General features: G+C 66.8%; 22 protein-coding genes. 13 read left to right on the top strand and 9 right to left on the bottom strand.

The genetic code is table 11. The features are described 5' to 3' along the window. Nucleotides 1-229 precede the first annotated feature (229 nt). Complete coding sequence (locus tag QX010_RS22630) at nt 230-2,992, top strand: ligase-associated DNA damage response DEXH box helicase (protein WP_316182067.1); 2,763 nt, start codon at nt 230-232, stop codon at nt 2,990-2,992. A gap of 181 nt (nt 2,993-3,173) precedes the next feature. Further along, nucleotides 3,174-3,821, top strand: coding sequence for a ligase-associated DNA damage response endonuclease PdeM (gene pdeM, locus QX010_RS22625; protein WP_316182065.1), 648 nt, complete (start codon nt 3,174-3,176; stop codon nt 3,819-3,821). A gap of 219 nt (nt 3,822-4,040) precedes the next feature. Here the strand turns inward: pdeM and QX010_RS22620 are convergent, their stop codons facing one another. Beyond that, nucleotides 4,041-4,907 carry a LysR family transcriptional regulator gene (locus tag QX010_RS22620; protein ID WP_316181966.1) on the bottom strand — a complete coding sequence of 289 codons (867 nt, stop codon included), beginning with the start codon at nt 4,905-4,907 and terminating at the stop codon, nt 4,041-4,043. A 97-nt stretch (nt 4,908-5,004) separates the two neighbouring features. Between QX010_RS22620 and QX010_RS22615 the strand changes: the two genes are divergently transcribed. Beyond that, the gene (locus QX010_RS22615) at nt 5,005-5,925 is read left to right on the top strand and encodes a DMT family transporter (RefSeq protein WP_316181965.1); all 921 of its coding nucleotides are present in this window, start codon (nt 5,005-5,007) and stop codon (nt 5,923-5,925) included. Continuing rightward, on the top strand, nt 5,922-6,683 hold the full coding sequence (locus QX010_RS22610; protein WP_315801559.1) for an MBL fold metallo-hydrolase: 762 nt from the start codon (nt 5,922-5,924) through the stop codon (nt 6,681-6,683). The genes QX010_RS22615 and QX010_RS22610 overlap by 4 nt, the downstream gene beginning before the upstream one ends. Before the next feature lie 13 nt (nt 6,684-6,696). Here the strand turns inward: QX010_RS22610 and QX010_RS22605 are convergent, their stop codons facing one another. From QX010_RS22605 to QX010_RS22585, 5 genes are all read right to left on the bottom strand, one after another. Further along, nucleotides 6,697-7,476, bottom strand: coding sequence for a TIGR02186 family protein (locus QX010_RS22605; RefSeq protein WP_315801558.1), 780 nt, complete (start codon nt 7,474-7,476; stop codon nt 6,697-6,699). Further along, a complete protein-coding gene (locus QX010_RS22600; RefSeq protein WP_316181963.1) occupies nt 7,473-8,399 on the bottom strand; it encodes a sulfite exporter TauE/SafE family protein in 927 nt (308 codons plus the stop codon). Before QX010_RS22600 ends, QX010_RS22605 begins: the two co-directional genes overlap by 4 nt. A gap of 153 nt (nt 8,400-8,552) precedes the next feature. Beyond that, nucleotides 8,553-9,386 carry a hypothetical protein gene (locus tag QX010_RS22595; protein WP_316181962.1) on the bottom strand — a complete coding sequence of 278 codons (834 nt, stop codon included), beginning with the start codon at nt 9,384-9,386 and terminating at the stop codon, nt 8,553-8,555. Nucleotides 9,387-9,541: 155 nt separating this feature from the next. After that, the gene (locus tag QX010_RS22590; RefSeq protein ID WP_316181960.1) at nt 9,542-13,063 is read right to left on the bottom strand and encodes a hypothetical protein; all 3,522 of its coding nucleotides are present in this window, start codon (nt 13,061-13,063) and stop codon (nt 9,542-9,544) included. Between the two features lie 188 nt (nt 13,064-13,251). Further along, a complete protein-coding gene (locus tag QX010_RS22585) occupies nt 13,252-13,839 on the bottom strand; it encodes a PadR family transcriptional regulator (RefSeq protein ID WP_315801554.1) in 588 nt (195 codons plus the stop codon). A gap of 137 nt (nt 13,840-13,976) precedes the next feature. Here QX010_RS22585 and QX010_RS22580 point away from each other — a divergent pair, with 137 nt between their 5' ends. The 4 genes from QX010_RS22580 to QX010_RS22565 all read left to right on the top strand — a co-directional run bounded on the left by QX010_RS22580 (nt 13,977) and on the right by QX010_RS22565 (nt 19,942). After that, on the top strand, nt 13,977-14,375 hold the full coding sequence (locus QX010_RS22580; RefSeq protein ID WP_315717936.1) for a nuclear transport factor 2 family protein: 399 nt from the start codon (nt 13,977-13,979) through the stop codon (nt 14,373-14,375). A gap of 128 nt (nt 14,376-14,503) precedes the next feature. Beyond that, on the top strand, nt 14,504-16,294 hold the full coding sequence (locus QX010_RS22575; RefSeq protein ID WP_316181958.1) for an acyl-CoA dehydrogenase C-terminal domain-containing protein: 1,791 nt from the start codon (nt 14,504-14,506) through the stop codon (nt 16,292-16,294). Nucleotides 16,295-16,379: 85 nt separating this feature from the next. Next, complete coding sequence (locus QX010_RS22570) at nt 16,380-17,588, top strand: acetyl-CoA C-acetyltransferase (protein ID WP_315801552.1); 1,209 nt, start codon at nt 16,380-16,382, stop codon at nt 17,586-17,588. A gap of 140 nt (nt 17,589-17,728) precedes the next feature. Then, nucleotides 17,729-19,942 (top strand): 3-hydroxyacyl-CoA dehydrogenase NAD-binding domain-containing protein, encoded by a 2,214-nt coding sequence (locus QX010_RS22565; protein ID WP_316181956.1) that lies wholly within the window; start codon nt 17,729-17,731, stop codon nt 19,940-19,942. Between the two features lie 191 nt (nt 19,943-20,133). Here the strand turns inward: QX010_RS22565 and gstA are convergent, their stop codons facing one another. Further along, nucleotides 20,134-20,748 carry a glutathione transferase GstA gene (gstA, locus tag QX010_RS22560; RefSeq protein ID WP_315801550.1) on the bottom strand — a complete coding sequence of 205 codons (615 nt, stop codon included), beginning with the start codon at nt 20,746-20,748 and terminating at the stop codon, nt 20,134-20,136. Between the two features lie 145 nt (nt 20,749-20,893). On the opposite strand from gstA, the gene QX010_RS22555 reads away from it, so the two are divergent. The 5 genes from QX010_RS22555 (at nt 20,894) to QX010_RS22535 (ending at nt 25,015) form a co-directional block, all read left to right on the top strand. After that, a complete protein-coding gene (locus QX010_RS22555) occupies nt 20,894-21,382 on the top strand; it encodes a helix-turn-helix domain-containing protein (protein WP_315801549.1) in 489 nt (162 codons plus the stop codon). A gap of 96 nt (nt 21,383-21,478) precedes the next feature. Continuing rightward, the gene (locus QX010_RS22550) at nt 21,479-22,849 is read left to right on the top strand and encodes a glutamate--cysteine ligase (protein ID WP_316181954.1); all 1,371 of its coding nucleotides are present in this window, start codon (nt 21,479-21,481) and stop codon (nt 22,847-22,849) included. A 249-nt stretch (nt 22,850-23,098) separates the two neighbouring features. After that, nucleotides 23,099-23,761, top strand: a complete 663-nt coding sequence (locus QX010_RS22545; RefSeq protein ID WP_316182063.1) for a PAN domain-containing protein — start codon at nt 23,099-23,101, stop codon at nt 23,759-23,761. 132 nt (nt 23,762-23,893) lie between these two features. Further along, nucleotides 23,894-24,292, top strand: coding sequence for a thioredoxin family protein (locus tag QX010_RS22540; RefSeq protein ID WP_315801547.1), 399 nt, complete (start codon nt 23,894-23,896; stop codon nt 24,290-24,292). Between the two features lie 6 nt (nt 24,293-24,298). Beyond that, on the top strand, nt 24,299-25,015 hold the full coding sequence (locus tag QX010_RS22535) for a cytochrome c biogenesis CcdA family protein (RefSeq protein ID WP_316181952.1): 717 nt from the start codon (nt 24,299-24,301) through the stop codon (nt 25,013-25,015). A 91-nt stretch (nt 25,016-25,106) separates the two neighbouring features. On the opposite strand, the gene QX010_RS22530 is transcribed toward QX010_RS22535, so the two are convergent. Continuing rightward, entirely contained in the window at nt 25,107-25,676 is a 570-nt protein-coding gene (locus tag QX010_RS22530; RefSeq protein WP_316182062.1) for a nucleotidyltransferase family protein, read from the bottom strand. An 83-nt stretch (nt 25,677-25,759) separates the two neighbouring features. Continuing rightward, complete coding sequence (locus QX010_RS22525; RefSeq protein ID WP_316181951.1) at nt 25,760-26,098, bottom strand: MmcQ/YjbR family DNA-binding protein; 339 nt, start codon at nt 26,096-26,098, stop codon at nt 25,760-25,762. Between the last annotated feature and the right edge of the window lie 8 nt (nt 26,099-26,106).

Genomic DNA, 26,106 nt, shown 5'->3' with positions numbered 1-26,106 from the left:
GAGCGCAGGGACCCATACCGCGGGGTCAATCGGTCAGGCATAACTGCCAGTCATCGTCTCGTCGGGGCCGGTGGCTATGGGTCCCTGCGTTCGCAGGAACGACAAAGGAGTTTGCTGAGGCGCTGGTGCGCTTCAGCATGGGCTGGGCCGACGGCGGAGGTGGTCGAGGCAATCGCGTGTTATCGCCCCGACCCTCGACGAACCGCGCGTGACTGCCTACCTTCCCCCGGTGCCGCCCCGCGTCTCACCAGTCCCGTCCGACGACAGCGCCGCGCTGCCTGACCATTTCGCAAAATGGTTCGCGGCGCGCGGCTGGGCGCCGCGCGCGCATCAGCTCGCGCTGCTCGACAAGGCGCGGGCCAACCGGTCGGCACTGCTGATCGCCCCGACCGGTGCCGGCAAGACGCTCGCCGGGTTCCTGCCAACCTTGGTGGAATTGGGCTCGGCCTCTGCGTCGAATGACCGATCTGCTCGCGCCAAACAATCCGCTCTCTCCTCTCCCTCCCCCCTTGTGGGGGAGGGGCGGGGAGGGGGGCCTCCGGCGGAAGTATCGATGAGTCCCGCGCCTTCACGCCGGTACGCCTCGCACGAATCCGGCGAGTCCACTGCCGCGGATCCCGATCCTTCGTCTTCGCGAGTAGCAGGAACCAACCCGGCAGCTGCAAAGGTGATTTCAACGGGGCGATCCGTCGTTCGCTCCACCGGCCTGCACACGCTCTACATCTCGCCGCTCAAGGCGCTCGCGGTCGACATCGCGCGCAATCTCGAGGCGCCGATCTCCGAGATGGGCCTGCCGATCAAGGTCGAGACCCGCACCGGCGACACGCCGGTGTCGCGCCGGCAGCGGCAGCGCCGCTATCCGCCGGACATTTTGCTGACCACACCCGAGCAGATGGCGCTGCTGCTGTCGTCGGACGATGCGCCGTTCCTGTTTTCCTCGCTGAAGCGCGTCGTGCTCGACGAGCTGCACGCGCTGGTCACCTCCAAGCGCGGCGATCTCTTGTCGCTCGCGCTGGCACGGCTGTGGCGGCTCGCGCCGGACATGCGCATGATCGGCCTGTCGGCGACGGTCGCCGAGCCCGAGCAGCTCGCGCGCTTCCTGGTGCCGCAGCCGCGCGGCGGCATCGCTGCGGCCGATGTCGTGGTCGCCGGCGGCGCCGCACCGCCGGTCGTCGAGATGCTCGACACCCAGGAGCGGTTGCCCTGGGCCGGCCACAGCGCGCGCCACGCGCTGGCCGAGATGTACGAGCTGATCAAGAAGAACAAGACCACGCTCGTGTTCGTCAACACCCGCAGTCAGGCCGAGATGCTGTTCCAGGAATTCTGGCGCATCAACGACGACAACCTCGCCATCGCCCTGCATCACGGCTCGCTCGACGTCGCGCAGCGCCGCAAGGTCGAGGACGCGATGTCGGCCGGCCGGCTGCGCGGCGTCGTCTGCACCTCCTCGCTCGATCTCGGTGTGGACTGGGGCGACGTCGACCTCGTCATCAATGTCGGCGCGCCCAAGGGCTGCTCGCGGCTGATGCAGCGGATCGGCCGCGCCAATCACCGGCTCGACGAGGCCTCGCGCGCGGTGCTGGTGCCGGCCAACCGCTTCGAGGTGCTGGAATGCTCGGTGGCGATCGACGCCATCGCCGACAATGCTCAGGACACGCCGCCGCTGCGCATCGGCGCGCTCGACGTGCTGGCTCAGCACGTGCTCGGCTGCGCCTGCGCCGAGCCGTTTCTCAGCGACGAACTCTATGCGGAGGTGATCACCACCGCGCCCTATGCGTCGCTGTCGCGGGCCGATTTCGACGACGTCGTCGACTTCGTCGCCACCGGCGGCTACGCGCTGAAGACCTATGAGCGGTTCGCGCGCATCAAGCAGGATGCGAAGGGCCGCTGGCGCGTCGCCAATCCCAAGGTGCGGCAGAGCTATCGCTTGAACGTCGGCACCATCGTGGAAGAAGCGATGCTGAAGGTGCGGCTGGTGCGCGCGCGCGGCGGCGGCACGGGAGCGACCGGCGCGATCGCGCGCGGCGGCCGGCTGCTCGGCGAGATCGAGGAGGCGTTCATCGAAGGCCTCACGCTCGGCGACACTTTCGTGTTCAGCGGCGAGATCGTGCGCTACGAGGCGCTGGCCGAGGACCAGGTCTATGTCAGCAGGGCCAACGACTCCGATCCGAAGGTGCCGTCCTATATGGGCGGCAAGTTTCCGCTGTCGACCTATCTCGCCGAGCGCGTGCGCGGCCTGCTCGACGACCGCACGGCCTGGAGCGCGTTGCCGGAGCAGGTGCGCGACTGGCTGTCGTTGCAGAAGGACGTGTCGCGCATCCCGGCCCGGCGCGAGCTGCTCGTCGAGAGCTTTCCGCGCTCCAACAAGCACTACATCGTCTGCTATCCGTTCGAAGGCCGGCTCGCGCATCAGACGCTCGGCATGCTGCTGACGCGCCGGCTCGAGCGGGCGCGCGCCCGGCCGCTCGGCTTCGTCGCCAATGAATATGCGCTTGCGGTGTGGGGGCTCGGCGACATGTCGCTGATGGTCAAGCAGGGGCGGCTCGACCTCGCAGCTTTGTTCGACCCAGATATGCTCGGCGACGATCTCGAGGCATGGCTCGCCGAATCCGCGCTGATGAAGCGCACGTTCCGCTCCTGCGCCATCATCTCCGGCCTGATCGCGCGGCGGTCGACGACCGAGGAGAAGACGCGCCGCCAGGTGCTGTTCTCGACCGATCTGGTCTACGACGTGCTGCGTCGGCATCAGCCCGATCACATGCTGTTACGCGCGGCGCGCGCCGATGCCGCCACCGGCCTGCTCGATCTGAAGCGGCTCGGTGATATGCTCCAGCGCATCGAGGGACGAATCACCCATCGGGAACTCGATCGCGTCTCGCCGCTGGCGGTGCCAGTGATGCTGGAAATCGGCCGCGAATCCGTCTATGGCGAGGCCGCCGACGAGCTCCTGGCCGAGGCTGCCGAGGAGCTCGTGAAGGAAGCGATGGGGTAGTTGATAGTTGGGGCACGCAATGCGCGGCGCAGCAGGTCTACTCCCTCCCCCCTTGTGGAGGAGGGCCGGGGAGGGGGGGCAGCCCCGAGGAGCGGCCGTCGTGAGTCTTCCGATCGCCATCGCCTCGGCTCATCCCGATCAGCACGGTGGTGCGCAGCGCGGCCGCTCCGCCGCGCTCGATATCGCCGGCCTGTCGCTGCGCGTCGATCTCTCCGGCGCGCTGGTATGGGACGCGCAGCAGTTGCTCGTTGTCTCCGACCTGCATCTGGAGAAGGGCTCGAGCTACGCCTCGCGCGGCACGCTGCTGCCGCCGTTCGACACAATCGCGACGCTCCAGCGCCTTGCCTCGGTGATCGCACACTACAATCCGCGCACCGTGATCGCGCTCGGCGACAGCTTTCATGATCGCGATGCGCATACGCGCCTGACCGGCGACGACCGCGCTGCGATCGCAAATCTCCAGGTCGGCCGCGACTGGGTCTGGATCACGGGCAACCACGATCCGGCGCCGCGCGGTATCGGCGGCGAGGTTGCGGACGAGATCACGTTGGGCGCGGTGACGTTCCGCCACGAGCCGACCGGCGCGCGCGGCGAGATCGCCGGCCATCTGCATCCCAAGGCGCGGGTGGCGACGCGGGCGCGCACTTTGGAGCGCCGCTGCTTCGTCTCCGACGGCGAGCGCGCGGTGATGCCGGCGTTCGGCGCCTATGCCGGCGGCCTGAGCGTGCGCGACGCAGCCTTCGCCAGGCTGTTCCCGAAGCGTGCCTTCATCGCCCATGTGCTGGGAGATACCCGGCTGCACAGCATCGCCGCGGCGAGGTGCTATTAGTTCAGTGGATGGTCGGGAGTCGAAATTCGGAGTTGGACTGACCATGCCGGCGACGAACTCCGCCGCGCTCTCTCCCCCGCGTGCGGGGGAGAGTTGGAGAGGGGCGCCAAGCGCACCACCGTTGGAGCGGCCCCCTCCCTAGCCCTCCCCCGCAAGCGGGAGAGGGGACGCACCGCCATCGTGGCGGCAGGGTGGCAGGAGCCGTAGACAAGATACTCGTCACGCCGCCTTCGTCTGCACCTTCTCGCAGAACTCGGCCAGCCGGTCCGCGAGCCGCAGCGTCGCCGGGCTGGCGTCGGGCGAGGCGACCAGCGCGACCTCGGTGCGGTCGATCGGCGCAAAGCCTTCGCGGGCCGTCAGCACGCGGTGCTCCGCCTGCACCGACATCTCGGACAGGATGCTCAGTCCCATGCCGGCGGCGACCGCGGCCTGGATGCCGGCGAGGCTCGACGATGTGTAGGCCATGTGCCAGGCGCGTCCCTCGCTCTCCAGCGCATGGATCGCGCGGGTGCGATAGATGCAGCCGAGCGGGAAGCCGATCAGCGGCAGCGAGCGGGCCTCGAGGCTGACCGGATGGCTCTTGCTGGTCACCCAATAGACCTGCTCCGGCCATGCTGCGATCGCCGCCGTGCTGTCGTCGACGCCGCGCTTGAGTAGCGCCAGGTCGAGGTCGCCGCGCTCAATGTCGCGCTTGAGGTTGAGGCTCTGGTCGGCGCGCACGTCGAGCCGCAGATCGGGGTGGGCGCGCGAGAATGCAGCCAGCAGCTTGGCGAGCCGATAGGCGGCGAAGTCCTCGGGAATGCCGAGCTTCACCGCGCCGGCCGGACCCGGACGTGCCACGACGTCGCGGGCCTCCTCCGCAAGCGCGAGCAGGCGGCGGGCATAGGACAACAGCCGTTCGCCGGCCTCGGTCGGCGTGACCTCGCGGCCGTCGCGGTTGAGTAGCGTCTGGCCGAGATCGTCCTCGAGCCGCCGGATCTGCTGGCTGATCGTCGACTGCGTGCGATGGACACGCTCGCCCGCGCGGGTGAAGCCGCCCGCCTCGACCACCGAGACGAAGCTGCGCAACAGGTCCAGATCGAGCATTCCTGGCCTCCATTTGGAAAACCACTGAGTTTCAGTCTATCATTTAATTTCCAGATGGGAAAGAACGGCCCTACACCGACGACGAAGGAGATCCCCGATGTCGTCCGTATCCTCCGTTGCGGTGAGCCCCGTGAAATCGAACCTGCTGCCGCTCGAGATCGGCCTGTTCTGCCTGCTGTGGAGCTTCGCCTTCGTCGCCGGCAAGATCGGCGTCACCTATTGTCCGCCGCTGCTGCTGCTCGCCGCGCGGTTCTCGCTCGCCGGCGTGCTCATTCTCGCGATGCCCGCGGTCCGGGGCGAATTGCGCATGAGCTGGCGCGATGCGGCCGTGTTCGCGATCATCGGCATCGCAAACAACGCGCTCTATCTCGGCCTCGGCTACACCGGCTTGCAGACGGTGTCGGCGGGGCTCGGCGGCCTGATCGTCTCGGCCAATCCGGTGTTCACCGCGGTGTTCGCCGCCCTGCTGCTTGGCGAGCCGCTGACCCTGCGCAAGGTCGCGGGCCTCGCGCTCGGCACCATCGGCGTCGCCATGATCGTCTGGCACCGCATGTCCGTCGGCACCGACCACCTCGAAGGCATCCTCTATACGCTGGCGGCGCTGGCCTCGATCGTCACCGGCACCATCCTCTTCAAGCAGCTCGCGCCGAAGGGCAGCCTGTGGGTCGGCAACGGAATCCAGAATCTCTCCGCCGGGCTGGTGCTCTGGCCGGTGGCGCTGGGCGTGTCGCACGTGGGCGAGATCGTGCTGAATGCGCAACTGATCGGTGCGTTCGCCTTCCTGGTGCTCGGCGGCTCGATCCTCGCCTACGTGCTCTGGTTTCACCTCCTGAAGGTCTGCGGTGCGACCGCCGCCAGCGCCTATCACTTCGTGATGCCGCCGCTGGCGATGATCTTCGCCTTCGTGGTGCTCGGCGAGCACGTGGCGCTGCAGGATCTGCTCGGCGTCATACCCGTCGCGCTCGGGATCTATCTGGTCACGCGGGCTCCGGCCCGCACGGTGGGAGCACAAGCATGAGCGTTGCGATTACGCTGATCGGCGGCCCGACCGCCCTGATCGAAATCGACGGCTTCCGCCTGCTGACCGATCCGACCTTCGACGATCCCGGCACATATCAGCTGCCGCACGTCACCCTGGAGAAGCTCTCGCGACCGGCGCTGACGGCAGATGCGGTCGGCGACGTCGACGCGGTGCTGCTCAGCCATGATCAGCATTCCGACAATCTCGATCATGGCGGACGGGCCTTCCTGTCCCGTGCGCGGCGCGTGCTGACCACCGAGATCGGTGCAATACGGCTCGGTGCGTCAGCCGAAGGGCTCGCGCCCTGGAGCGAAACCGAGCTGACGAAGAATGGCAGGTCGTTGAAGGTTGTGGCAACCCCGGCGCGCCACGGTCCGGCCGGCATCGAGCCGGTCGCGGGCGATGTCATCGGATTCGTGCTGCAGTCGAAAGGGTCTGCGCCGATCTATGTCAGCGGCGACACCGTGTTCTACGACGGCGTCGCCGAGGTGGCGCGGCGCTTTCGTGCGGGAATCGTGCTGCCGTTTGCTGGCGCGGCGCAGACGCGCGGGCCGTTCCACCTGACCATGGACACCAACGACACGATCGAGACGGCCCGGGTGTTTTCTGACGCGCTGATCGTTCCCGTCCACACCGATGGCTGGGCACATTTCCGGCAGAGCGCGCAGGACCTGCGCAACACGTTCGACGTACTCGGCTTCGGGGCGCGGCTGAAGCTGCTGGAGCCAGGTGTGCGGACGGTGATCGAACGCTGACCTCGCACAGCGACTAGTCCCTTCGGAACACGATCGACGCCATCCATCCCGTCATCAGCGCCATCGCGGCGGTGACTAGGCCATAGACGAAGCCGTTCTGCTTGGCGGAGGCCGCGACGAACTGCTCGAAGCCGACCTTGACGATCTCGAACGCAGTCTCGGTCTTGGTGACCAGTGCGCCGTCGGCGAGCAGCTTGATCTCGACCTCGTAGGTGCCGATCGGGACCGCGGCGGGCAACGGGATTCCGGTGCGGAACAGCGTCGGCGTGAGGAAGGTCACCGCGGACGTATCCTCGCGGTACAGGCCGTGCTGCGACTGCAGCCGCACGAAGGCGCTGCGGAACGCGTCGTTCGGGACGACATCGGCATAGTCGGGACCGACGCGCTGCGTGAGCAGCACGTTGTTGAGTCCGAGCTGCTGCCGGCGCAGCACCTCGGGCGCGGCCATCGCATCGAAGGGGCGGTTGGCGAACAGCGCCAGATAGCCGGGCACTTTCAGGAACTGGCGGGAGTCGGTGTTGATCCAGATGCCGAACTTTCGTTCCTTGCGTCGCGTCACCATGTCGGCCCGCGGTCCGCGGACGGTGACGACGAGGTCATAGGCGGTGCGGCCCGGCGGCGTCTGGATGTCCTTCTCGACCGAGCCGAACAGCACCAGCTCCTCGCCGGAATAGTTCGGCGTCACCGTCACGCGATGGTTGGAGACCGAGACGATCAGGCGCTCGGCGCGTGCGGATGCGGCGCCGGCCAGCAGCAGCATGACGATAAGGCTGGCGAGGCGGAGCGGCGTCATTGGCTGATCTCGGTCTCGCGGATCGTGAACAGGTCGTCGGGCTTGATCACGAGCTCGATCGCGAACCGGATGCCGACGGCGAGAATCAGCAGGCCGAGCAGCAGCCGCAACTGCTCGCCGCGGATCATCTGGCCGGCGCGAGCCCCGAACTGCGCGCCCGTGACGCCGCCGACCATCAGGATCAGCGCCAGCACGGCGTCGACCAGATGATTGCTCATCGCGTGCAGCATGGTCGCGATCATCATGGTCGCGAGCGTCAGGACCATCGAGGTGCCGATGACGGTCGAGGTCGGCACACGCAGCAGGTAGATCAGCAGGGGCACCAGAATGAAGCCGCCGCCGATGCCCATCACGGCGCCGAGGAAGCCGATGATCAGACCGATGGCGATCACCGGAATGACGGAGACGTAGATCTTCGAGCGCTTGAAGCGCATCTTCAGCGGCAGGCCATGAATCCAGACATGGCTGCCCGGACGCCGCACGGTCGCGACCGCGCCCTGGCGCGCGCGCATCATCGCGCGCAGGCCTTCCCAGAACATCGTGCCGCCGACGCTCGTCAGCAGCGCGACATAGGACAGCGCGATCATCAGATCGAGCTGGCCGAGCGACCGCAGCAGGGTGAAGGTGGCGACGCCGAGCCCCGTGCCGAGCGCGCCGCCGATCATCAACACCGAGGCCAGCGAGGGATCGATGGCGCGCCGCCGCCAATAGGACAGCGCGCCGGAGAACGACGAGGCGGCGATGTGGCTGGAGACCGAGGCGACCGCAACTGCTGGGGTGATGCCGACGAAGATCAGGAGCGGCGTCATCAGGAACCCGCCGCCGATGCCGAACATGCCGGAGACGAAGCCGACGGCCGCGCCCATCGCCAGCAACAGGAAGATGTTGACCGGGATGTCGGCGATCGGAAGATAAATCTGCATCCGCGCGGCCTCTGCCATCCTTCGAGCGAGCATCCCGCGCATGCCATGCAGGACGCCAAGCTCCTGCATAACCGAAAATCGCAGCGAAGGGATCAGTCATTCCCGCCCGAAGTCACATCCGCCGACGCCGAGCGTGGGGTTCTGAGGGCTCGGTCAAAGGGCCTTGAGCTGCGCGGTCACCAGCCTCATGGCCTCGGCATCGCTCGGATCGAGCCAGCGGATGTCGCGGGTCTGCGACATCGCCTCGATGACCTGCGACGATACGCCCATGCGCGTCATGTAGCCGAGGATGGCACCGGTGACGCGCTGGGTGTCGGCGACCGCGTCGGCGCCGCGGGCCTCCGACGTGAAGCGGTGCACGCCGAGCGCCGAACCATCGAGGCCGTAGCGGGTCTGCCCGCCGGCAAAGGCGAACACGCAGGCGCTGGCGCAGAATCCCGGACGGATGCGGCCGCCATTGTCGGCCACGCCGACGGCGGTCGCGAGTCCGTGGGCGCGGATGATCTCGCCCATCAGCACCCCCTGGTCGAGGTTGCCGCCGGGCGAGGACAGCAGGATCACGTCACCCGGCTTGAGACGGGCCTCGCTGATCCGCTCACGCAGCCAGCCGGCCGCCGCTGGTCCGATGGGGCCGCTGACGGCGAGCACGGCGCGCCTGTCGCCCAGCCCGGCAAGGACGGGGTCGGCGACCAGCGCCGCCGACAGACTTGGCGAAATGTACTGATCCTTCCAGAACGACCAGGCGTCAGGCCGCGACAGGTCGCGGTAGGCGCGAATGCCCCCGCCGAGCACGATTGCAACGAAGAAGATGACGGAAGCCAGCCGGCGCCATCGGAACGCCGCAGGATAGCCGTCGGTCACTTGCTGCATTCGTTGGCGAGGAGGCGGAGCAGCGACGACGTTCGCCGTGGTCCGCGGCGGCACGCGGGGCCCCGTCGGCGACTGCAGGAAGTGCGCGCCGTCCTGTTGTTCGTTCCCCGCTGACACCTGTCGATGCTCCTCGCGGCGCTCGTGATGATCCGCCGCGACAACCTATATCGATCGACCGCGCGACACTATGGCGGCGCGATCGCAAGCCGGGAGGATTTTTTTGGGCTGCGCGCGAGCGCTCGTCCATGTCGAGAGGGGGCGCTATACCCGTGTCAGCGCGGCGCCGTCGCCGCCGCGCGCTTCGCCAGGGCCGCCTTGGCGGCGGCAGCCTTCGCGATCGCCTGCGTGCCATCCCAGCCGCCGGCGGGCGCCGGCACGTTCACGGCGTCGTCGGGCTGCGGTTCGACCGTGAAGGTCTGGATCGCGAGCTTGGCCGCGGCGAGCGACTGGACATCGAGCCGCTTGGCGACATCGTCGCGCTTGCGCCCTGCGTCGACGTCACCCTGCGCTGCGGCCAGGGTGAACCATTTGTAGGATTCGGCGAGGTTCTGTTCGACGCCGATGCCACGGGCATAGAGAATGCCGAGGTTGAACTGGCTATCGGCGACACCGCGCTCGGCGGCCTTGCGGAACCATTGCGAGGCGCTCTTGTAGTTCGCGCCCTTGCCGCCGCCGTCGGCGTCCAGCACGGCGAGATTGTGCATCGCCTTGGCATTGCCGCGCTCGGCGGCGACCACGTAGTAGCGGCGGGCGATGTCGGCGTCCTTCTTCACGCCGAGGCCCTTCTCGTAGAAGGTGCCGAGACGGAAGACCGCCGGGATCAGCCCGGCCTGCGCCGCGCGGTCATACCACTTCGCGGCTTCCTCATAGTTCGCCGCGACACCCTTGCCCTCGGCAAAGCGCACGCCGACTTCGTAGGCGGCGGTCGGATCACCCTTCAGTGCGGCATTGCGCAGCGCCAGTCCGCCGATGGCATCGGGCAGCTTCTCGGAGGCGGGCACCTGCACCAAACCGAGCTTCTGGCCGTTGGCAGCGGTGGGGATCGTGCCGGTGACGTCAGTAGGGACGGCAGCGGGTAAGGTGGCTGGCTTTTCGACGTCCTGCGGGATCGCGAGCATCGCGATCGTCTCCGCTTCGCTCGGCATGGCCCGATTGTAGGACTGACGGTCGAGCGGCGTCGGCGAGGTCAACGACGGCGCGCTCTGGTCGGGCGTCGTCGGCCGCGGCGACAGGCTCGGCGAGGCCGACGGCATCTGCGCGCGCGGCGCCTCGCCCTGAGTCTCCATCGGAGAGATCGGCGGCGGCGTGCTGCCGCTGTCGAGCAGCGACATCGCGAATTTGAAGGTGCCGAGCACGATCACCACGACGCTTGCACCGACCAGGAGCGAACGGATCTTCGACCCGATGGTCGAGACCTCTTCGTCGCCCTCGGCGGTGAGAGCGAACGTCGGCTTGTCCTTGGGTTTGGCCTTGGGCTTGACAGCGTCGCTGGCGACGTCCTTGGGGAGGTCTTTCGGCGGCTCCTTGGCCTTGTCCTTCGGCTTGTCCTTCTTCGCCTTCTTGGCGTCTACAGGCTGTGCGGCCGCCGCGGCCTGCGCCGCGCGGCGCGCAGCCGCGATGAAGCTCGATGTCGACACCGGCTCCCGCTTGCCGGCGGGAAGCTCGCTCAGGGCATCCTCGGACGCGGCGATCCGCTCGGCGGGCGATGCGGTCCGGCCAGGCGGACGGGTGCCGGGTTCGAGCGGATGATCCGGTGGCAGCTCGGGGACGATGACGGTCGGGCGGGGCGCCTGCGCTGCGTGCGGCTCCAGGATGTCGGCGATCGCCTTCGGCGGAATCGGCGGCGGCATGGCAGCCGATGGCGCCTGCGCGGCGTGGAAGTCGCGCGAGGCCGCTGCGAACGCCTGTTGACCCGCGGCCGGAGCGACAATCTGTCCCGCTGGCTCCTCGGCCGCCGGATTGGGCAGCTCCGGGCGGTAGGCAGGCTCTGGCCTGGCCGGCTCGGCATAGGCCTGGGGCGCCGTCGCGCGTGCGGCCGGCATCGGCGACTCGATTGGCGGCGCCAGCGGCGGCAGCGCGGCCGGCGGGCTCGCGGTGGCGCGCACATTGCGCAGGTCGCCTTCGATCATGGCGAGGCGGTCGACGACGTGCCCCAGCGTGTTGTGGACGGCCTCGAGCGAGTCCTGGGTGTTGCGGTCGGTCTCGGTCTGGCTGAAGCGGATGTCGGACAGCTCGCGCTTGACCATGTCGATCAGGCCGCCGTCATGCGACGTTTCGCGCTGCGACCGGCTCTCCGCCAGCGCTGCGAAGGTCGCCTGCTGCCGTTCGAGATAGCGCAGGATGTCCTGCAGGCCATCCTCGACCCGGGTCATGTTGCCGCCGCGCGGGTCGTTGGCGGCTTCGAGCCGTTCCAGCAGGTAGCTGATCCGCTGTTCGAGATGCGTGATCGCCGATGAGCCGTCGCTGCCGACCTGCAGGCGGTCGATCCGGTCGGACAGGCCGCGCAGCGCGTCCTCGATCTGGGCGGTGTTGTCGGGCGCGGCCGCCGGCGGCTCGCGGCTCTCCAGGGTCGAGGTCAGCGCGGCGATGCGCTGTTCGAGCGCCGCAAACGACTCGTGGAACGAGTCGTGATTGTCGCGCGCCTGCGTGACCTGGTCGACCTTCGACGACAGCTGGCGGAGATCGTCCGACAGCCGTTCCAGCGCGTCGTTGGAGGCGACATTGGCGACGATCGCACGCAGCGCCGCGATGGCGCTTTCGAGCTGCTGCACGGTGCCGGGGTCGTCATTGGCGCGCAGGATCAGGTCGAGCTTGGCGCCGAGATTGCGGATCGCCTCGTCATAGACGGCGAGCTGCTCGGCAGGTTTCAGCGAGCCGACGACCTCGCGGATGTCGGTCAGCGCGCGCTCGATGCCGGCCAGAGCCTGGCCGTCGACGCCGGTGTTGCGGTTCTCGTCGATGCGGCGCGACAGCGAGCGGATCTCGTTCTCGATCGACTCGATCGCGCGGCGCGGCATCGCCTCGGTAATGGCGTGACGGATCTCGGAGAGCTCGTTGCGGAAGCCGGCGATCGACTGCTCGATGCCGTCCTCGGGGCGATGCAGCGCCTCGATCTGGCTCGTGATCTTCAGCAGATGGCGTTCGAGCAGCGAGAAATCGGGAGTGGGTGCCGCCGGTTGCGGCGGCGTCAGCGGCGCGCTGATCGGGGTCATCAGCGGCGCTGCTGCGGATGCCATGGCAGGCGCGGTCGGCGGCGCCTGGTGCGGCGGCAGCGGGCGCGCATTGTCGAGCTCGCTCTGGCGGGCGCTGATTTCGGCGACGGCCACGTCGAACGAGCCCGCGCTGAGCGCCTGGGCCGGCCGGTAGAGCTGTGCGGCGGCGCGCTCGACGCCGTCAGGACCACGATAGCGGTCCTCGGTGTCCGGCTTGCGCAGCGGCGTCGAGATCTGTGACAGGCGGGCGTCGAGCCGCGAGATCGCGTCGTTGAGCTGGCGCGCGACGCCCTGCTCGTCGCGCGGCGCATCCTTGCGCGCGACGGGGCGCGACATCTGCTCGATCTGCCGTGCGATGGAGTCGAGCCGCTGATGGATGTCGGTCACCTCGCGGGCATCGCGGCTGACGGTCGGCGTGCTGCGTGGCGCGGGGCTGCCGCGGAAATCGGGCGGGGCCGATGCGCCGAGCGTGGAGTTGATCCAGTCGTTCAGCGTCATGCCGGCGCGTTGCGCCGCGGCCTCGGCCCTTTCACGGACGGACGGGTCGATGCCTTCATTACTCCACGGTACGCGCGAATTCATGTCTCGTCCGGTTCCGCTTCCAGCGCTCCACCAAGCGCCTCCAGCCTCCCCACGCGTCCCGGACATGAACATGAACGGGTCCGCGCAGATCGTCTGCTCCAGGTCCCGACTTTTGACTTTTACGGTAAATAACGCGTTAAGTTTACCGCCGGCGCGGTCAGAAGTTTTGCGCTGTCAAACGGCGCGTATCAGCCGGCATTTTCGCGTGATGATGGATCGAGCGGCCGCACGCTGCTCGCGCCGGATATCGTCGACAGCGCGGTGATCGCCTCTTCGCACCATTCCGCCACCATGCGCTCGTGGCGCAGGCCGAGACGCAGGTTGAGGAGCTTGCCCATATCGGCCGGGGCGACGCTGCCATCAGCGTAATGCTTCTTGAGGATGCGGTCGTAGCGCTCGGCGCGGTCGCGATGATGTTCCAGCCGCGCCATCAGGTCGGCCCGGATCGGCCCGATGTCGGCGGCGCCCAGTGCATAGAGCCGGACGAGAAGATCGTCCTTCGTCGAGGCCGGTGTGCTCGGCCGCGCCGCCCAGCTGCGGAACGCCGCGCGGCCCTCGGGGGTCAACGTGTAGACCAGCTTGTTGGGCTTGCCGGTCTGCACCACCTCGCGACCTTGGATGTAGCCGCGGTCGCGCAGCCGCGACAGCTCGCGATAGATCTGCTGGTGGTCCGTCTTCCAGAAGAAGCCGATCGAGGAGTCGAACGTCTTGGCGAGCTCGTAGCCCGTCATCGGATGTTCGGTGAGGCAGGCGAGGATGGCGTCGCCGAGGGCCATGGCCGGAAACTGCTCCCGTTTTTCTGATCGTGTTCTGCCCCGCTCCACGCTTGACATTATGCACACTGGCGCATATGCGTCAATGTGCATATGGGGTGGTTGTGGTGCTGGCCTGTTCCGCCCCGAGGAGACGCCCAATGACAATGACCGGCCTCGATGGATGGTACGGCTATATGAGGTCTCACGATCTCGGCGCTTTGCGGGAGCTGCTGCACCCGGACGCCGTATTCGAAAGTCCCGTCGTGCATACGCCGCAGCGCGGCCGCGACATCACCTTCAAATACCTCGCAAGTGCTGAGAAAGTCCTGGGCGGTCCCGGATTCAAGTATGTCGGGGAGTGGCGTAACGCCACGGGCGCCGTGCTCGAATTCGAGAACGAGATCGAAGGCATCAAGCTCAACGGCGTCGACATCATCAGCTTCGACGACGCCGGTCTGATCACCCATTTCAAGGTCATGGTGCGCCCGCTCAAGGCGATCAACCTGCTGCACCGCCTGATGGGCGAACAGCTCGCCGCGATGAGCAAGCCGTCGTGACGTGACCGACGGCCGCAACGTGACGGCTGCCGCAAGTGCCTCAAACCCGCTAAAGTCCGCGGCCTGCATTGCCTGCCGCGTCCGTGGAATTCCCGTCTGAAACTTCAGCCTTCCTGCCGGAGACGCCGATGCCGATCTACAAAGCCCCCGTGGAAGATGTCACCTTCCTGCTCAACGACGTGTTCCAGATCGACCGCTACGACAATCTGCCGGGCTTCTCCGATGCCTCGGCCGATGTCCGCGAGGCGATCCTCGGCGAAGCCGCCAAGCTCGCCGAGGAGGTGCTGCACCCGCTGAATCGCGTGGGCGACCTCGAAGGCTGCAAGCGCCACGACGACGGCAGCGTGACCACGCCAAAGGGCTTCAAGGAAGCCTACAAGCAGATCAAGGAAGGCGGCTGGCTCGGCCTGTCGGCGCCGACCGAATATGGCGGCCAGGGCCTGCCGGTGACGCTCAGCCAGACCGTCAACGAATTCCAGTGCTCGGCCAATATGGCGTTCTCCATGTATGGCGGCCTCACCATGGGCGCCACCGCGGCGCTCATCGTGCACGGCAATGAGGAGCAGAAGAAGACCTACGTGCCGAAGATGGTCGCCGGCGAATGGACCGGCACCATGAACCTGACCGAGCCGCATTGCGGCACCGATCTCGGTCTCTTGCGCACCAAGGCGGTGCGCCAGGCCGACGGCAGCTTCAAGATCTCCGGCACCAAGATTTTCATCTCCGCGGGCGAGCATGACCTCGCGGACAACATCATCCACCTCGTGCTCGCCCGCATCGAGGGTGCGCCGGCCGGCATCAAGGGCGTGTCGCTGTTCGTGGTGCCGAAGTTCATGGTCAACGCCGACGGCTCGGTCGGTGCGCGCAATGGCGTCAGCTGCGGCTCGATCGAGCACAAGATGGGCATCCACGGCAACTCGACCTGTGTGATGAACTACGACAACGCCACCGGCTGGCTGATTGGCGAAGAGAACAAGGGCATGCAGGGCATGTTCGTGATGATGAACGAGGCCCGGCTCGGCGTCGCCGTGCAGGGTCTCGCGCAATCCGAGGTCGCCTATCAGAACGCGGTGGCCTATGCGCGCGAGCGCATCCAGGGCCGCTCGCTGACCGGCGCCAAGGCGCCGGACAAGGCCGCCGATCCGATCATCGTGCATCCCGACGTGCGCCGCACCCTGCTGTCGATCCGCGCCTTCAACGAGGCCGCGCGCGCGATGGTGGTGTGGACCTCGCTGAAGAGCGACGTCGCGCACCGCTCGGCTGACCCGAAGGACCGCCAGGCGGCCGACGACCACATGGGCCTGATGACGCCGGTCATGAAGGGCTACATGACCGACATGGGCTTCGCCAACGCCGTCCAGGCGCAGCAGATGTATGGCGGCCACGGCTACATCGCCGAGCACGGCATGGAGCAGTTCGTGCGCGATGCGCGTATCGCCATGATCTACGAGGGCGCCAACGGCATCCAGGCGCTGGACCTCGTCGGCCGCAAGCTGCCGCGCGACGGCGGCCGTGCGGTGATGGCGTTCTTCAACGAGGTCGGGACCTTCGCCAAGGAGCAGGGCGGCAATGACGCGATGAAGCCGTTCGTAGCTCCCTTGTCGACCGCGCTCGGCCATCTGCAGCAGGCCACGACCTGGCTGATGCAGAACGCGATGACCAAGCCGGACAATGCCGGCGCCGCCGCGACCGACTACATGCATCTCTTTGCGCTGGTCACCTTCGGCTACATGTGGGCGAAGATGGCGAAGGTCGCGCAGGACAAGATTGCGGCCGGTGACAGCTCGACCTATCTCACCACCAAGCTGGTGACGGGGCGCTTCTTCATGGAGCGCGTGCTGCCAGAGACGGCGGCGCATCTCGCCCGCCTGCAGGCCGGCTGCGCGACCGTGATGGAACTGCCGGCGGAAGCCTTCTGATTTCGGAGCAAAGGCCGGTGCGCACCGCGTGCCGGCTATCGTTCCATGCTGACAACGACAAATTGGACCAGATGAGGAGGGCGTGATGCCTGAGGCCTTTATCTACGACCACGTACGGACTCCCCGCGGCCGCGGCAAGGCCGACGGCAGCCTGCATGAGGTGACCGCGCTCGCGCTCGCCACCGTGCCGCTGAAGGCGCTGAAGGACCGCAACAACATCCCTGAGGACGCGGTCGACGACGTCGTGCTCGGCGTGGTCGATCCGGTCGGCGAGGCCGGCTCCGACATCGCGCGCTTCGCCGCGCTGAATGCGGGTCTCGGCGATGCCGTTCCGGGCATTCAGATCAGCCGCTTCTGCGCCTCCGGCCTTGACGCCGTGAACTTCGCCGCGGCGCAGATCATGAGCGGCCAGCATGAGCTGGTCATCGGCGGCGGTGCGGAATCGATGAGCCGCGTCGGCATCGGTGCTTCCGGCGGTGCCTGGCCGATGGATCCGTCGATGGCGGTGCCCGCCTACTTCATGCCGCAGGGCGTCTCGGCGGACCTGATCGCGACCAAATACGGCTTCTCGCGCGACGACGTCGACGCCTATGCGGTCCAGAGCCAGCAGCGCGCCGCGAAGTCCTGGGAGGAAGGCCGCTTCGACAAGTCGGTTGTGCCGGTCAAGGACATCAACGGCCTGACCATCCTCGCCAAGGACGAGCACATGCGTCCGTCGACGACGATGCAGTCGCTGGCGCAGTTGCAGCCGTCGTTCGTGCAGATGGCGCAGATGGGCGGCTTCGACGCAGTGGCGATCCAGTCGCATCCGGAGATCGAGCGCGTCAACTACGTGCATCACGCCGGCAATTCGTCGGGCATCGTCGACGGCGCCGGTGCGGTGCTGCTCGGCAGCAAGGAGGCAGGCGCGAAGTATGGCATGAAGCCGCGCGCGAAAATCCGCGCCTTCGCCAATATCGGCTCGGAGCCCGCGATGATGCTGACGGGCCCGGTCGATGTCACCGAGAAGCTGTTCGAGCGCTCCGGCATGAAGAAGTCGGACATCGACCTGTTCGAGCTCAACGAGGCGTTCGCCTCGGTTGTGCTGCGCTACATGCAGGCGTTCGAGATCGACAAGGACAAGATCAACGTCAATGGCGGCGCGATTGCGCTCGGCCATCCCCTGGGCGCCACCGGCGCGATGATCCTCGGCACCGTGCTCGACGAGCTCGAGCGCACCGGCAAGGCGACCGCGCTGGTGACGCTGTGCATCGGCGGCGGCATGGGCACCGCGACCATCATCGAGCGGGTGTGACAACCGTAGGGCGGGTTAGCCGGAGGCGTAACCCGCCGTGTTGCGAGAGGCGGTGGGTTACGCTGCGCTAACCCACCCTACGATCGACGAATACAGGACAACGCCGCGCCGACCGGCTGCTGGCACCGAGGGAGATCCATATGGCCTTCAAGAACTTCAAGCTCGAAACCGATGCCGACGGCATTGCGCTGATCACCTGGGACATCCCGGGCCGTTCGATGAACGTGCTGGACGAGACCTCGACCAACGAGCTCGAGGCCATCGTCAAGCAGACCACCGCCGACGCCGCCATCAAGGGCGTCGTCATCACCTCGGCCAAGGAGGCGTTCTGCGCCGGCGCCGATCTGTCCATGCTCGAAGGCATGAACCGCATCTATGCGGATGTGCTGAAGAGCAAGGGTGAGGAAGCCGCCAACCAGATGCTGTTCGACACCAGCCGGCGCTTCTCGCAGATCAACCGCTCGATGGAGACCTCGGGCAAGCCGTGGGTCGCCGCGATCAACGGCCTCGCGCTCGGCGGCGGCTTCGAGATCACCCTGTCGTGCCACTACCGCGTCGCGGCCGAGAACCCGAAGACCCGCCTCGGCCTGCCCGAGATCAAGGTCGGCCTGTTCCCCGGCGCCGGCGGCACCCAGCGCGTGCCGCGCATCGTGCAGCCGCAGGACGCCATGAACCTGCTGCTGAAGGGCGAAGCGCTGACGCTGGACAAAGCCAAGGCGCTCAAGCTGGTCGATGCGATCGTGCCGGCCGCGGATCTCATCAAGGCGGCCAAGGACTGGATCAAGGGTGGCGGCAAGGCGGTTCAGCCGTGGGACGAGAAGGGCTTCAAGCTGCCCGGCGGCCCGGTGTTCTCGAAGAACGGCATGATGATGTTCCCGGCCGGCAACGCCATCTATCGCCGCGAGACCTACGACAACTATCCGGCCGCGCGCGCCATCATGAGCTGCGTGTATGAGGGCCTGCAGTTGCCGATCGACGCCGCGTTGCGGGTCGAGTCGCGCTACTTCACCAAGATCCTGCGCTCCAAGGAAGCGGCGGCGATGATCCGCAGCCTGTTCCTGTCGATGCAGGAATTGAACAAGGGCGCGCGTCGTCCGGCCGACGTGCCCGCGACCAAGCTGAAGAAGATCGCCGTCATCGGCGCCGGCTTCATGGGCGCGTCCGTCGGCTATGTCTCGGCGCGCGGCGGCCTCGAGGTGGTGCTGATCGATCGCGACCAGGAGAGTGCCGACAAGGGCAAGGCCCACGCGCAGAGCGTGATCGATGGCCTCGTCAAGAAGGGCCGCGCCAAGCCGGGCGAGGCCGAGGCGATCATGGGCCGCATCACCGCCACCGCCGACTACGCCGCGCTGAAGGATTGCGATCTCGTCATCGAGGCCGTATTCGAGGACCGCAAGGTCAAGGCCGAGACCTATGCCAAGGCGCAACAGCACCTGAAGGACGGCGCGATCTTCGCGTCGAACACCTCGACTTTGCCGATCACCTCGCTGGCCGAGGAGTTCAAGGACCAGGGCCGCTTCATCGGCATCCACTTCTTCTCGCCGGTCGAGAAGATGATGCTGGTCGAGATCATCATGGGCAAGGCCACCGGCGACGTAGCGCTGGCGACCGCGCTGGACTATGTCCGCACCATCGGCAAGACCCCGATCGTCGTCAACGACTCCCGCGGCTTCTTCGCCAACCGCTGCGTGATGCGCTACATCGCCGAGGGCAACGAGATGTTCCTCGAAGGCGTGCCGCCGGCGATGATCGAGAACGCGGCCAAGATGGCCGGCATGCCGGTCGGCCCGCTGTCGCTGTCGGACGAGGTCGCGCTCGATCTCGGCCTGAAGATCATGAAGGCGACCGAGCACGATCTCGGCCCCAACGCGATCAACCAGGACCACAAGAAGCTGATGGTCGAGCTGGTCGAGAAGCAGGGCCGCTTCGGCCGCAAGAACGCCAAGGGCTTCTATGACTATCCCGAGAAGGGCAAGGGTCAGAAGAGCCTGTGGCCGGATCTGGCCAAGTTGCAGCCGAAGCATCTCGATCCGGATACGCTGGATGTCGAGGAGCTGAAGCAGCGCTTCCTGGTGGTGCAGGCGGTCGAAGCCGCGCGCACGGTCGAGGATCACGTCATCACCGACGTGCGCGAGGCCGATGTCGGCTCGATCCTCGGCTTCGGCTTCGCGCCGTTCACCGGCGGCACGCTGTCCTACATCGACTTCATGGGCACCCAGAAGTTCGTCGAGCTGTGCCACACCTTCACGGCGAAGTACGGCTCGCGCTTCGCGCCGCCGAAGCTCCTGGAGGAGATGGCCGCCAAGGGCGAAACCTTCTACGGCCGCTTCCCGCCGAAGAAGGCGGCGGCTTAGCACTCGGGTTAGCTAACACGGAAGCGAGCCGCGCTCGCTATACGTTCCCTCCCCCCTTGTGGGGGAGGGTTAGGGAGGGGGGTAGCCACAGGCGCCGGTCCGTGTGGCTACCCCCCTCTCTATCTCTCCCCCACAAGGGGGGAGAGAACAGACCGCCCGAGGTGCAGTCGTGAGTTCTTTCAACGTAGAACTCACCCCGCCTTCATCAGCCCTTCCTTGGTCAGCGCTTCCTGCACCTTGGGACGCGCCGCGACGCGGTTCTTGTAGGCCACGAGATTCGGCATCGCCGACAGGTCGAACTTCATCCGGTCGGCCCAGGTCAGGATGGTGAACAGATAGCCGTCGGCCACCGTGAACTGGCTGCCCATCAGGTAGTCGCGGCCGGCGAGCTGGCCGTCGATGTACTTGAACTTGCCCATCACCCGGTCCTTGAAGAACGCCTTGGCCTCGTCGGCGAGCACGGGAGAGAACATCGGGCCGAAGTTCTTGTGCAGCTCGGAGGTGATGAAGTTCAGCCACTCCAGCAGCTTGTAGCGCTCGCCGCTGTCGCGCGCCGGCGCCAATCCCTTGTCCTTGGCCTGGTCGGCGATCATCTGGACGATGACCGGTCCCTCGGTCACGATTTCGCCGCTCGGCAGCCCCAGGGCCGGCACCTGGCCCTTCGGATTGACCTTGAGATAATCGTCGCCATTTTCCAGGGTCTTGGCGCGCAGATCGACCTTGACCAGATCATAGGGCAGGCCGGCCTCGAGCAGGGCGATATGGGGCGAGAGCGAGCAGGCGCCGGGTGAATAATAAAGCTTCATCTTGTATTCCCTCCGTGAGACCTTTTCTTCGTGGAACCGGTCGGGGCGCCACATCCGCCTTTACATGCAGATGCATGGAATAGTCAAGATTGATGCAGCTGCATCGAATGCGCTAGACTGCGCATCTGAGGATACGAGCCGGCCCATGAAACGCAAACCATCGACCGAGGCGACCGCCGCCTGGATTCGCCTGATGCGGGTCCAGAGCCGGGTGCTGGACTGCGTCGAGCAGGAGCTGAAGAAGGCCGGGTTCCCGCCGCTCGCATGGTATGATGCGCTTCTCGAACTGTCGCGCGCGCCCTCCGGCGAGCTGCGTCCGGTCGAGCTGGAGCGGCAGATGCTGATCCCGCAATATTCCACCTCCCGGCTGATCGACCGTCTGGTCGACGAAGGTCTGGTCGTCCGGCGCGAATGCAAGATGGACAAGCGCGGCCAGTTCGTCGAGATCACCGAGGCCGGGCGCGAGCTGCAGAAGCGGATGTGGTCGGCCTATTCGGCCGCGATCGAGAAGCATGTCGGCTCCAAGCTGTCGGATACCGACGCCGCAAAGCTCTGCATGCTGCTGGATCGCCTCGGCTGCTCCTGTGGTCAGGCCGCTCCGTTGGCGGCCGGAGAGGGCGCAGCGATCCGATGAAGCATCCGTTCCCATTCACATCCGCGGCCCCCTGGGGTCCGCGGCCCTTCCTGTCACCACGCGCGACCCTCGAAGCGCTTCTGAACCGAGACTCCCATGGCGCGTGACCAGATCGATATGACCCCGCTGCAGTCGCGCGACGAGCTCGTGGCCTGGCTGGCCGCCGGCGTGAAGCCGCCGTCCGCCTTCCGCATCGGCACCGAGCACGAGAAGACGCCGTTCACGCTCGACGGTCACCGCCCGGTCCCCTACGAGGGTGCGCGCGGCATCGGCGCGCTGCTCGAAGGCATGAAGCTCTTGCTCGGCTGGGAGCCGATCATGGAGCGCGGCAACATCATCGGGCTCTATGACGTCACCGGCGGCGGCGCCATCTCGCTGGAGCCCGGCGGCCAGTTCGAGCTGTCCGGCGCGCCGGTCGAGACCGTGCACCAGACGCATGCGGAGCTGATGGCGCATCTGGCGCAGGTGCGCGAGATCGCGACCCCGCTCGGCATCGGCTTTCTCGGCCTGGGCATGACGCCGTCCTGGTCGCGCGCCGAAATTCCGATGATGCCCAAGGGCCGCTACAAGATCATGACCAGCTACATGCCGAAGGTCGGCAGCTACGGGTTGGACATGATGTACCGGACCTGCACCGTACAGACCAATCTCGACTTCTCCTCCGAAGCCGACATGGTCAAGAAGCTCAGGGTCTCGGTGGCGTTGCAGCCGATCGCAACCGCGCTGTTCGCCAATTCGCCGTTCACCGAGGGCAAGCCGAACGGCTTCCTGTCGTTCCGTTCCGAGATCTGGCGCGACACCGACAATCAGCGCTCGGGCATGATCCCGTGGGCGTTCGAGGACGGTATGGGCTTCGAGCGCTGGGTCGACTACGCGCTCGATGTTCCGATGTATTTCGTGAAACGCGAGGAGACCTATATCGACGTCTCCGGCACCTCGTTCCGCGACTTCTTCGCAGGCAAGAACCCAGCGATGCCGGGCGAGCGGCCGACGCTGTCGGATTGGGCCAATCACCTCTCGACGATCTTCCCCGAGGTGCGTCTGAAGCGCTACCTGGAAATGCGCGGTGCCGACGGTGTGCCATGGGGCCGGCTGCCGGCGCTGCCGGCGTTCTGGGTCGGCCTGCTCTACGACGATGTCAGCCTCGATGCGGCCTGGGACCTCGTCAAGGACTGGACCGCGTTCGAGCGCCAGAACCTGCGCGACGACGTGCCGCGCCTCGGCTTCAAGACGCGCATCCGCAATCGCTACGTGTTCGAGGTGGCGAAGGAGTGCCTGACGCTCGCCCATCACGGCCTGCGCCGCCGCAACCGCGTCGATCAGAATGGCCGCGACGAGAGCCGCTATCTCGAGCCGCTCGATCAGATCATCGATTGCGGCCGCTCGCCGGCGGAGGAGATGCTGGAGAAGTTCGACGGCCCGTGGGGCGGCTCGGTCGAGCCGGCCTACGACGAATATGCGTTCTGATCGGAACGGCCGTCCCTGCAGCCGTCGCAGGTTCGCTGCGTCGCCTGTTCCACGTTGAGGCGGTTGGCGGCTCGGGTCCCCTGTTCTCTGTTGCGATTTGTGTCTCAGGATCGATTCAGCGCCTGGGCGCCGCTGCTTTGCCTTCCGCAGCTCCCCCGGTCCGGGCCGTTCATCCGCCATACAGGTTCGTGGCGATCAAATGACTGCCTAAAAACTCGCAAGAAAACTCGAACATTAACAATGGGTCGGATGGTTCAGCGGCGGCGCGTGGGGCGCTTCATCGGGGCATGGCTGAGGGCACTGGCGTGCCTGTTCGTGGCTGCCTGCCTGACGCCGGCTTCAGCCCAGACCTATTCCGATCGCCCCGGCGGCGACTACATGAGCGCGCCGATCGCCTCCGGCGACCCGGCCGATTGCGCGCTGCTGTGCGAGCACGACCGGCGCTGCCGCGCCTGGAGCTTCAGTTATCCGACCGTGATGGAAGCGGGTGCGGTGTGCTGGCTGAAGAACAGCGTGCCGTCGCGGGTGCCGGACAATTGCTGCGTTTCCGGCGTGCGCGGCGCTGGTGTCGTCGAGATCCGCAACGATGCGGTCGAGACGTCGATCGACCGTCCCGGCGGCGACTACCGCAGCTTCGACATCAAGACCACTGATCTGAAGGGCGGCGACAAGGCCGAGAAGGCCGCCGACAAGGGCGACAAGAGCAGCGGCGACAAGGCGGCGGACAAGAAGGAAGAAAAGGCCGCCGACGCCGAGGAGATCTGCAAGGCCGCCTGCACCGGCGACAACAAGTGCCGCGCCTGGACCTTCGCCCGACCCGGCTATGCCGGCAAGGAGGCGCATTGCTTCCTGAAGAAGGAAATCAAGCCGCCGCGGCGCAAGGCGGGCTTCACGTCGGGCGTCGTTCGCTGACCTGGCAAACGTCCGGCCCGCAGATTTTCTGCATCGTCGGGTAACATTGCATCCGTCTCCTGCGTATTGAACGACGGCACCGGACGGCTTTCGCCGCCGGCTGCCTGTCGCAACGCAGAGATCGGGTGTGTCATGACGTTTTCGCGCAGGTTCTTCGTCACCGCAGCAGTCGCTGCCACGTTTGCTTTCGCGGGGCTGAAGGCGGCCTCCGCCATCGAGACCGCCTATTCGGACGCCGCCTTCAAGGCTGCTCAAGCGGCTGGGCAGCCGATCCTGATCGAGATCCATGCCGGATGGTGCCCGACCTGCAAGGCGCAGAAGCCGATCATCGACAAGCTCGCGGCAGAACCCAAATTCAAGGACCTCAAGATTTTCCGCGTCGACTTCGACGACATGAAGCCGGTGGTGAAAGCGTTCGGCGCGCAGATGCAGTCGACCCTGATCACCTTCAAGGGAACGACCGAGACCGGACGTTCGGTCGGCGATACCAAGGAAGCCTCGATCGCGGCCCTGCTCGACAAGAGCCTGTAGCGCATCATGCTCGCGCTGCTGCTGGCCTTCGTGGCCGGCCTGCTCTCGATCCTGTCGCCCTGCGTGCTGCCGCTGGTGCCGATCGTGCTCGGCGCGGCGGCCTCCGCGCATCCGCGCGGTGCGCTGGCGCTCGCGGCCGGCCTTGCGCTGTCCTTCACCGGTATCGGCCTGTTCATCGCCCTCGCGGGCAACTCCATCGGCCTCGATGCCGGCGCGTTCCGTCTTGTCGCAGCGATCATCATGCTGGCGATCGGCGTCGTGCTGCTGGTGCCGTCCTGGCAGGCGCAACTCGCCGTCGCAGGTGGACCGGTGCAGCGCTGGGCCGACTGGCATTCCCAGGGCTTCGCAACGTCGGGCGCCGGCGGCCAGTTCATGATCGGGCTGCTGCTCGGCGCGGTGTGGTCGCCCTGTGTCGGTCCGACCTTGGGCGCGGCGTCGCTGCTGGCCTCGCAGGGACGCGACCTCGTGATGGTGAGCCTGACCATGCTGGCCTTCGGCCTCGGCGCCGGCCTGCCGCTGGTCGTGCTCGGGGTGCTGTCGCGAACGACCATGGTACGCCTGCGCGCGCGGTTGCTGTCGGCCGGCAAGCTCGGCAAGATGCTGATGGGGGCGGCCTTCGTCGTCGTCGCGGTCGCGATCCTCAGCGGCGTCGACAAGCAGCTCGAGGCGTGGCTGGTCGCCGTCTCGCCGGCGTGGCTGACGGAGCTGACGACGTCGATCTAACGCCCGAGCTGCATAGGCGGACCCACAACTCAGTGTCATTCCGGGGCGAGGCTCCGCGCGCCCCGGAATGAGCTGTTGCTATCCGCGTGGATCATTCCTCAGGAGCGATCAACGTGATCTCCGGCCACAGTGCCTTCCAGCGCGCCGCCTTGGCCGTGTAGTTCGTCACCGAGAAATTGGCCGTATAGTTCGGACGCACGATCATCTGGGCGATGTCGTCGAGGCCCTTGGGGGCATAGAGCTCGTAGCCGCCAGAAGCCGGTCGGATGCCGACCTGCGTGTTCACGGTGAGGAAGCGATCGATGCCGTCGGTGGACCGTGTCACGGCAGGGTAGGGCCGGCCGTGCTTGGTCGGATACCAGAGATGCACGCGCGCCTGATTGCGGACTTCGACTTTGGCATCGACCCGATCGAGACAGGATGCCATGCGCCGGATCACGGCATCCTCGGCATCCCACGACGTGTCGGGATCGAAGTAGAAGATATCGTAGTCGTTGATGCCGTGATCGACCGGGCGGCCGGTGCGCACGTTCCAGACCGTCTGGGTCAGGCAGCCGGCGACGATCCACGCATCAGGCAGCGTCGTCACGCGCAGCATATCCAGGATCGCCGTGTTGACGGGATTGCGGAGCGCTGACGCGACGAAGTCCTCTTCGGTCATGCCCGTGGATAGCATGCAAATGGCATCCGATCATGCGGACATTGCTGCACCCGCCGCACCGGATGCGGGAAAAAGCCGAGCGCTCAACCGCAATCGAACGCGGCGACGGCTTTCCGGGACGCCAGTGCCCGCCACTGCCGCCGCAGCAGCGGCGCGACGTCAGCGGCTCTCGCCTCGGACAGCCGCAGCAGCACGATTGAATAATCGCGGTAGTGATCAGTGAAATAGAACGGCTTCGGCCGGCTTTCCACCAGCATCGCGCGTTCGTCCGGCGGCACGCCCGGAAGGACGAGACTGTCCCCGTCCTCCTTCAGGCGCGCCAGCATCTTGTTGCGCACCTTCAGCGCTGACGTCCCATAGGACGTGCCGTCCTCGACCTCCGGCCATGCCAGCGCGAGCGCCCTGACATCGTCGAAGGTCATCGGCGTTC

Origin of the sequence: Bradyrhizobium sp. SZCCHNRI1009, from assembly GCF_032487575.1 — a bacterium.
Taxonomy (GTDB): domain Bacteria; phylum Pseudomonadota; class Alphaproteobacteria; order Rhizobiales; family Xanthobacteraceae; genus Bradyrhizobium.
This window is presented reverse-complemented; position numbering and strand designations above follow the sequence as displayed.

Excerpts from the sequence above, each read along its gene's own strand:
- QX010_RS22620 (WP_316181966.1), bottom strand. The coding sequence starts at position 4,907 with ATGCTCGATCTGGACCTGTTGCGCAGCTTCGTCTCGGTGGTCGAGGCG.
- QX010_RS22615 (WP_316181965.1), top strand. The coding sequence starts at position 5,005 with ATGTCGTCCGTATCCTCCGTTGCGGTGAGCCCCGTGAAATCGAACCTG.
- QX010_RS22610 (WP_315801559.1), top strand. The coding sequence starts at position 5,922 with ATGAGCGTTGCGATTACGCTGATCGGCGGCCCGACCGCCCTGATCGAA.
- QX010_RS22605 (WP_315801558.1), bottom strand. The coding sequence starts at position 7,476 with ATGACGCCGCTCCGCCTCGCCAGCCTTATCGTCATGCTGCTGCTGGCC.
- QX010_RS22600 (WP_316181963.1), bottom strand. The coding sequence starts at position 8,399 with ATGCAGATTTATCTTCCGATCGCCGACATCCCGGTCAACATCTTCCTG.
- QX010_RS22590 (WP_316181960.1), bottom strand. The coding sequence starts at position 13,063 with ATGAATTCGCGCGTACCGTGGAGTAATGAAGGCATCGACCCGTCCGTC.
- QX010_RS22585 (WP_315801554.1), bottom strand. The coding sequence starts at position 13,839 with ATGGCCCTCGGCGACGCCATCCTCGCCTGCCTCACCGAACATCCGATG.
- QX010_RS22580 (WP_315717936.1), top strand. The coding sequence starts at position 13,977 with ATGACAATGACCGGCCTCGATGGATGGTACGGCTATATGAGGTCTCAC.
- QX010_RS22575 (WP_316181958.1), top strand. The coding sequence starts at position 14,504 with ATGCCGATCTACAAAGCCCCCGTGGAAGATGTCACCTTCCTGCTCAAC.
- QX010_RS22570 (WP_315801552.1), top strand. The coding sequence starts at position 16,380 with ATGCCTGAGGCCTTTATCTACGACCACGTACGGACTCCCCGCGGCCGC.
- QX010_RS22565 (WP_316181956.1), top strand. The coding sequence starts at position 17,729 with ATGGCCTTCAAGAACTTCAAGCTCGAAACCGATGCCGACGGCATTGCG.
- gstA (WP_315801550.1), bottom strand. The coding sequence starts at position 20,748 with ATGAAGCTTTATTATTCACCCGGCGCCTGCTCGCTCTCGCCCCATATC.
- QX010_RS22555 (WP_315801549.1), top strand. The coding sequence starts at position 20,894 with ATGAAACGCAAACCATCGACCGAGGCGACCGCCGCCTGGATTCGCCTG.
- QX010_RS22550 (WP_316181954.1), top strand. The coding sequence starts at position 21,479 with ATGGCGCGTGACCAGATCGATATGACCCCGCTGCAGTCGCGCGACGAG.
- QX010_RS22545 (WP_316182063.1), top strand. The coding sequence starts at position 23,099 with ATGGTTCAGCGGCGGCGCGTGGGGCGCTTCATCGGGGCATGGCTGAGG.
- QX010_RS22540 (WP_315801547.1), top strand. The coding sequence starts at position 23,894 with ATGACGTTTTCGCGCAGGTTCTTCGTCACCGCAGCAGTCGCTGCCACG.
- QX010_RS22535 (WP_316181952.1), top strand. The coding sequence starts at position 24,299 with ATGCTCGCGCTGCTGCTGGCCTTCGTGGCCGGCCTGCTCTCGATCCTG.
- QX010_RS22530 (WP_316182062.1), bottom strand. The coding sequence starts at position 25,676 with ATGACCGAAGAGGACTTCGTCGCGTCAGCGCTCCGCAATCCCGTCAAC.
- QX010_RS22525 (WP_316181951.1), bottom strand. The coding sequence starts at position 26,098 with ATGACCTTCGACGATGTCAGGGCGCTCGCGCTGGCATGGCCGGAGGTC.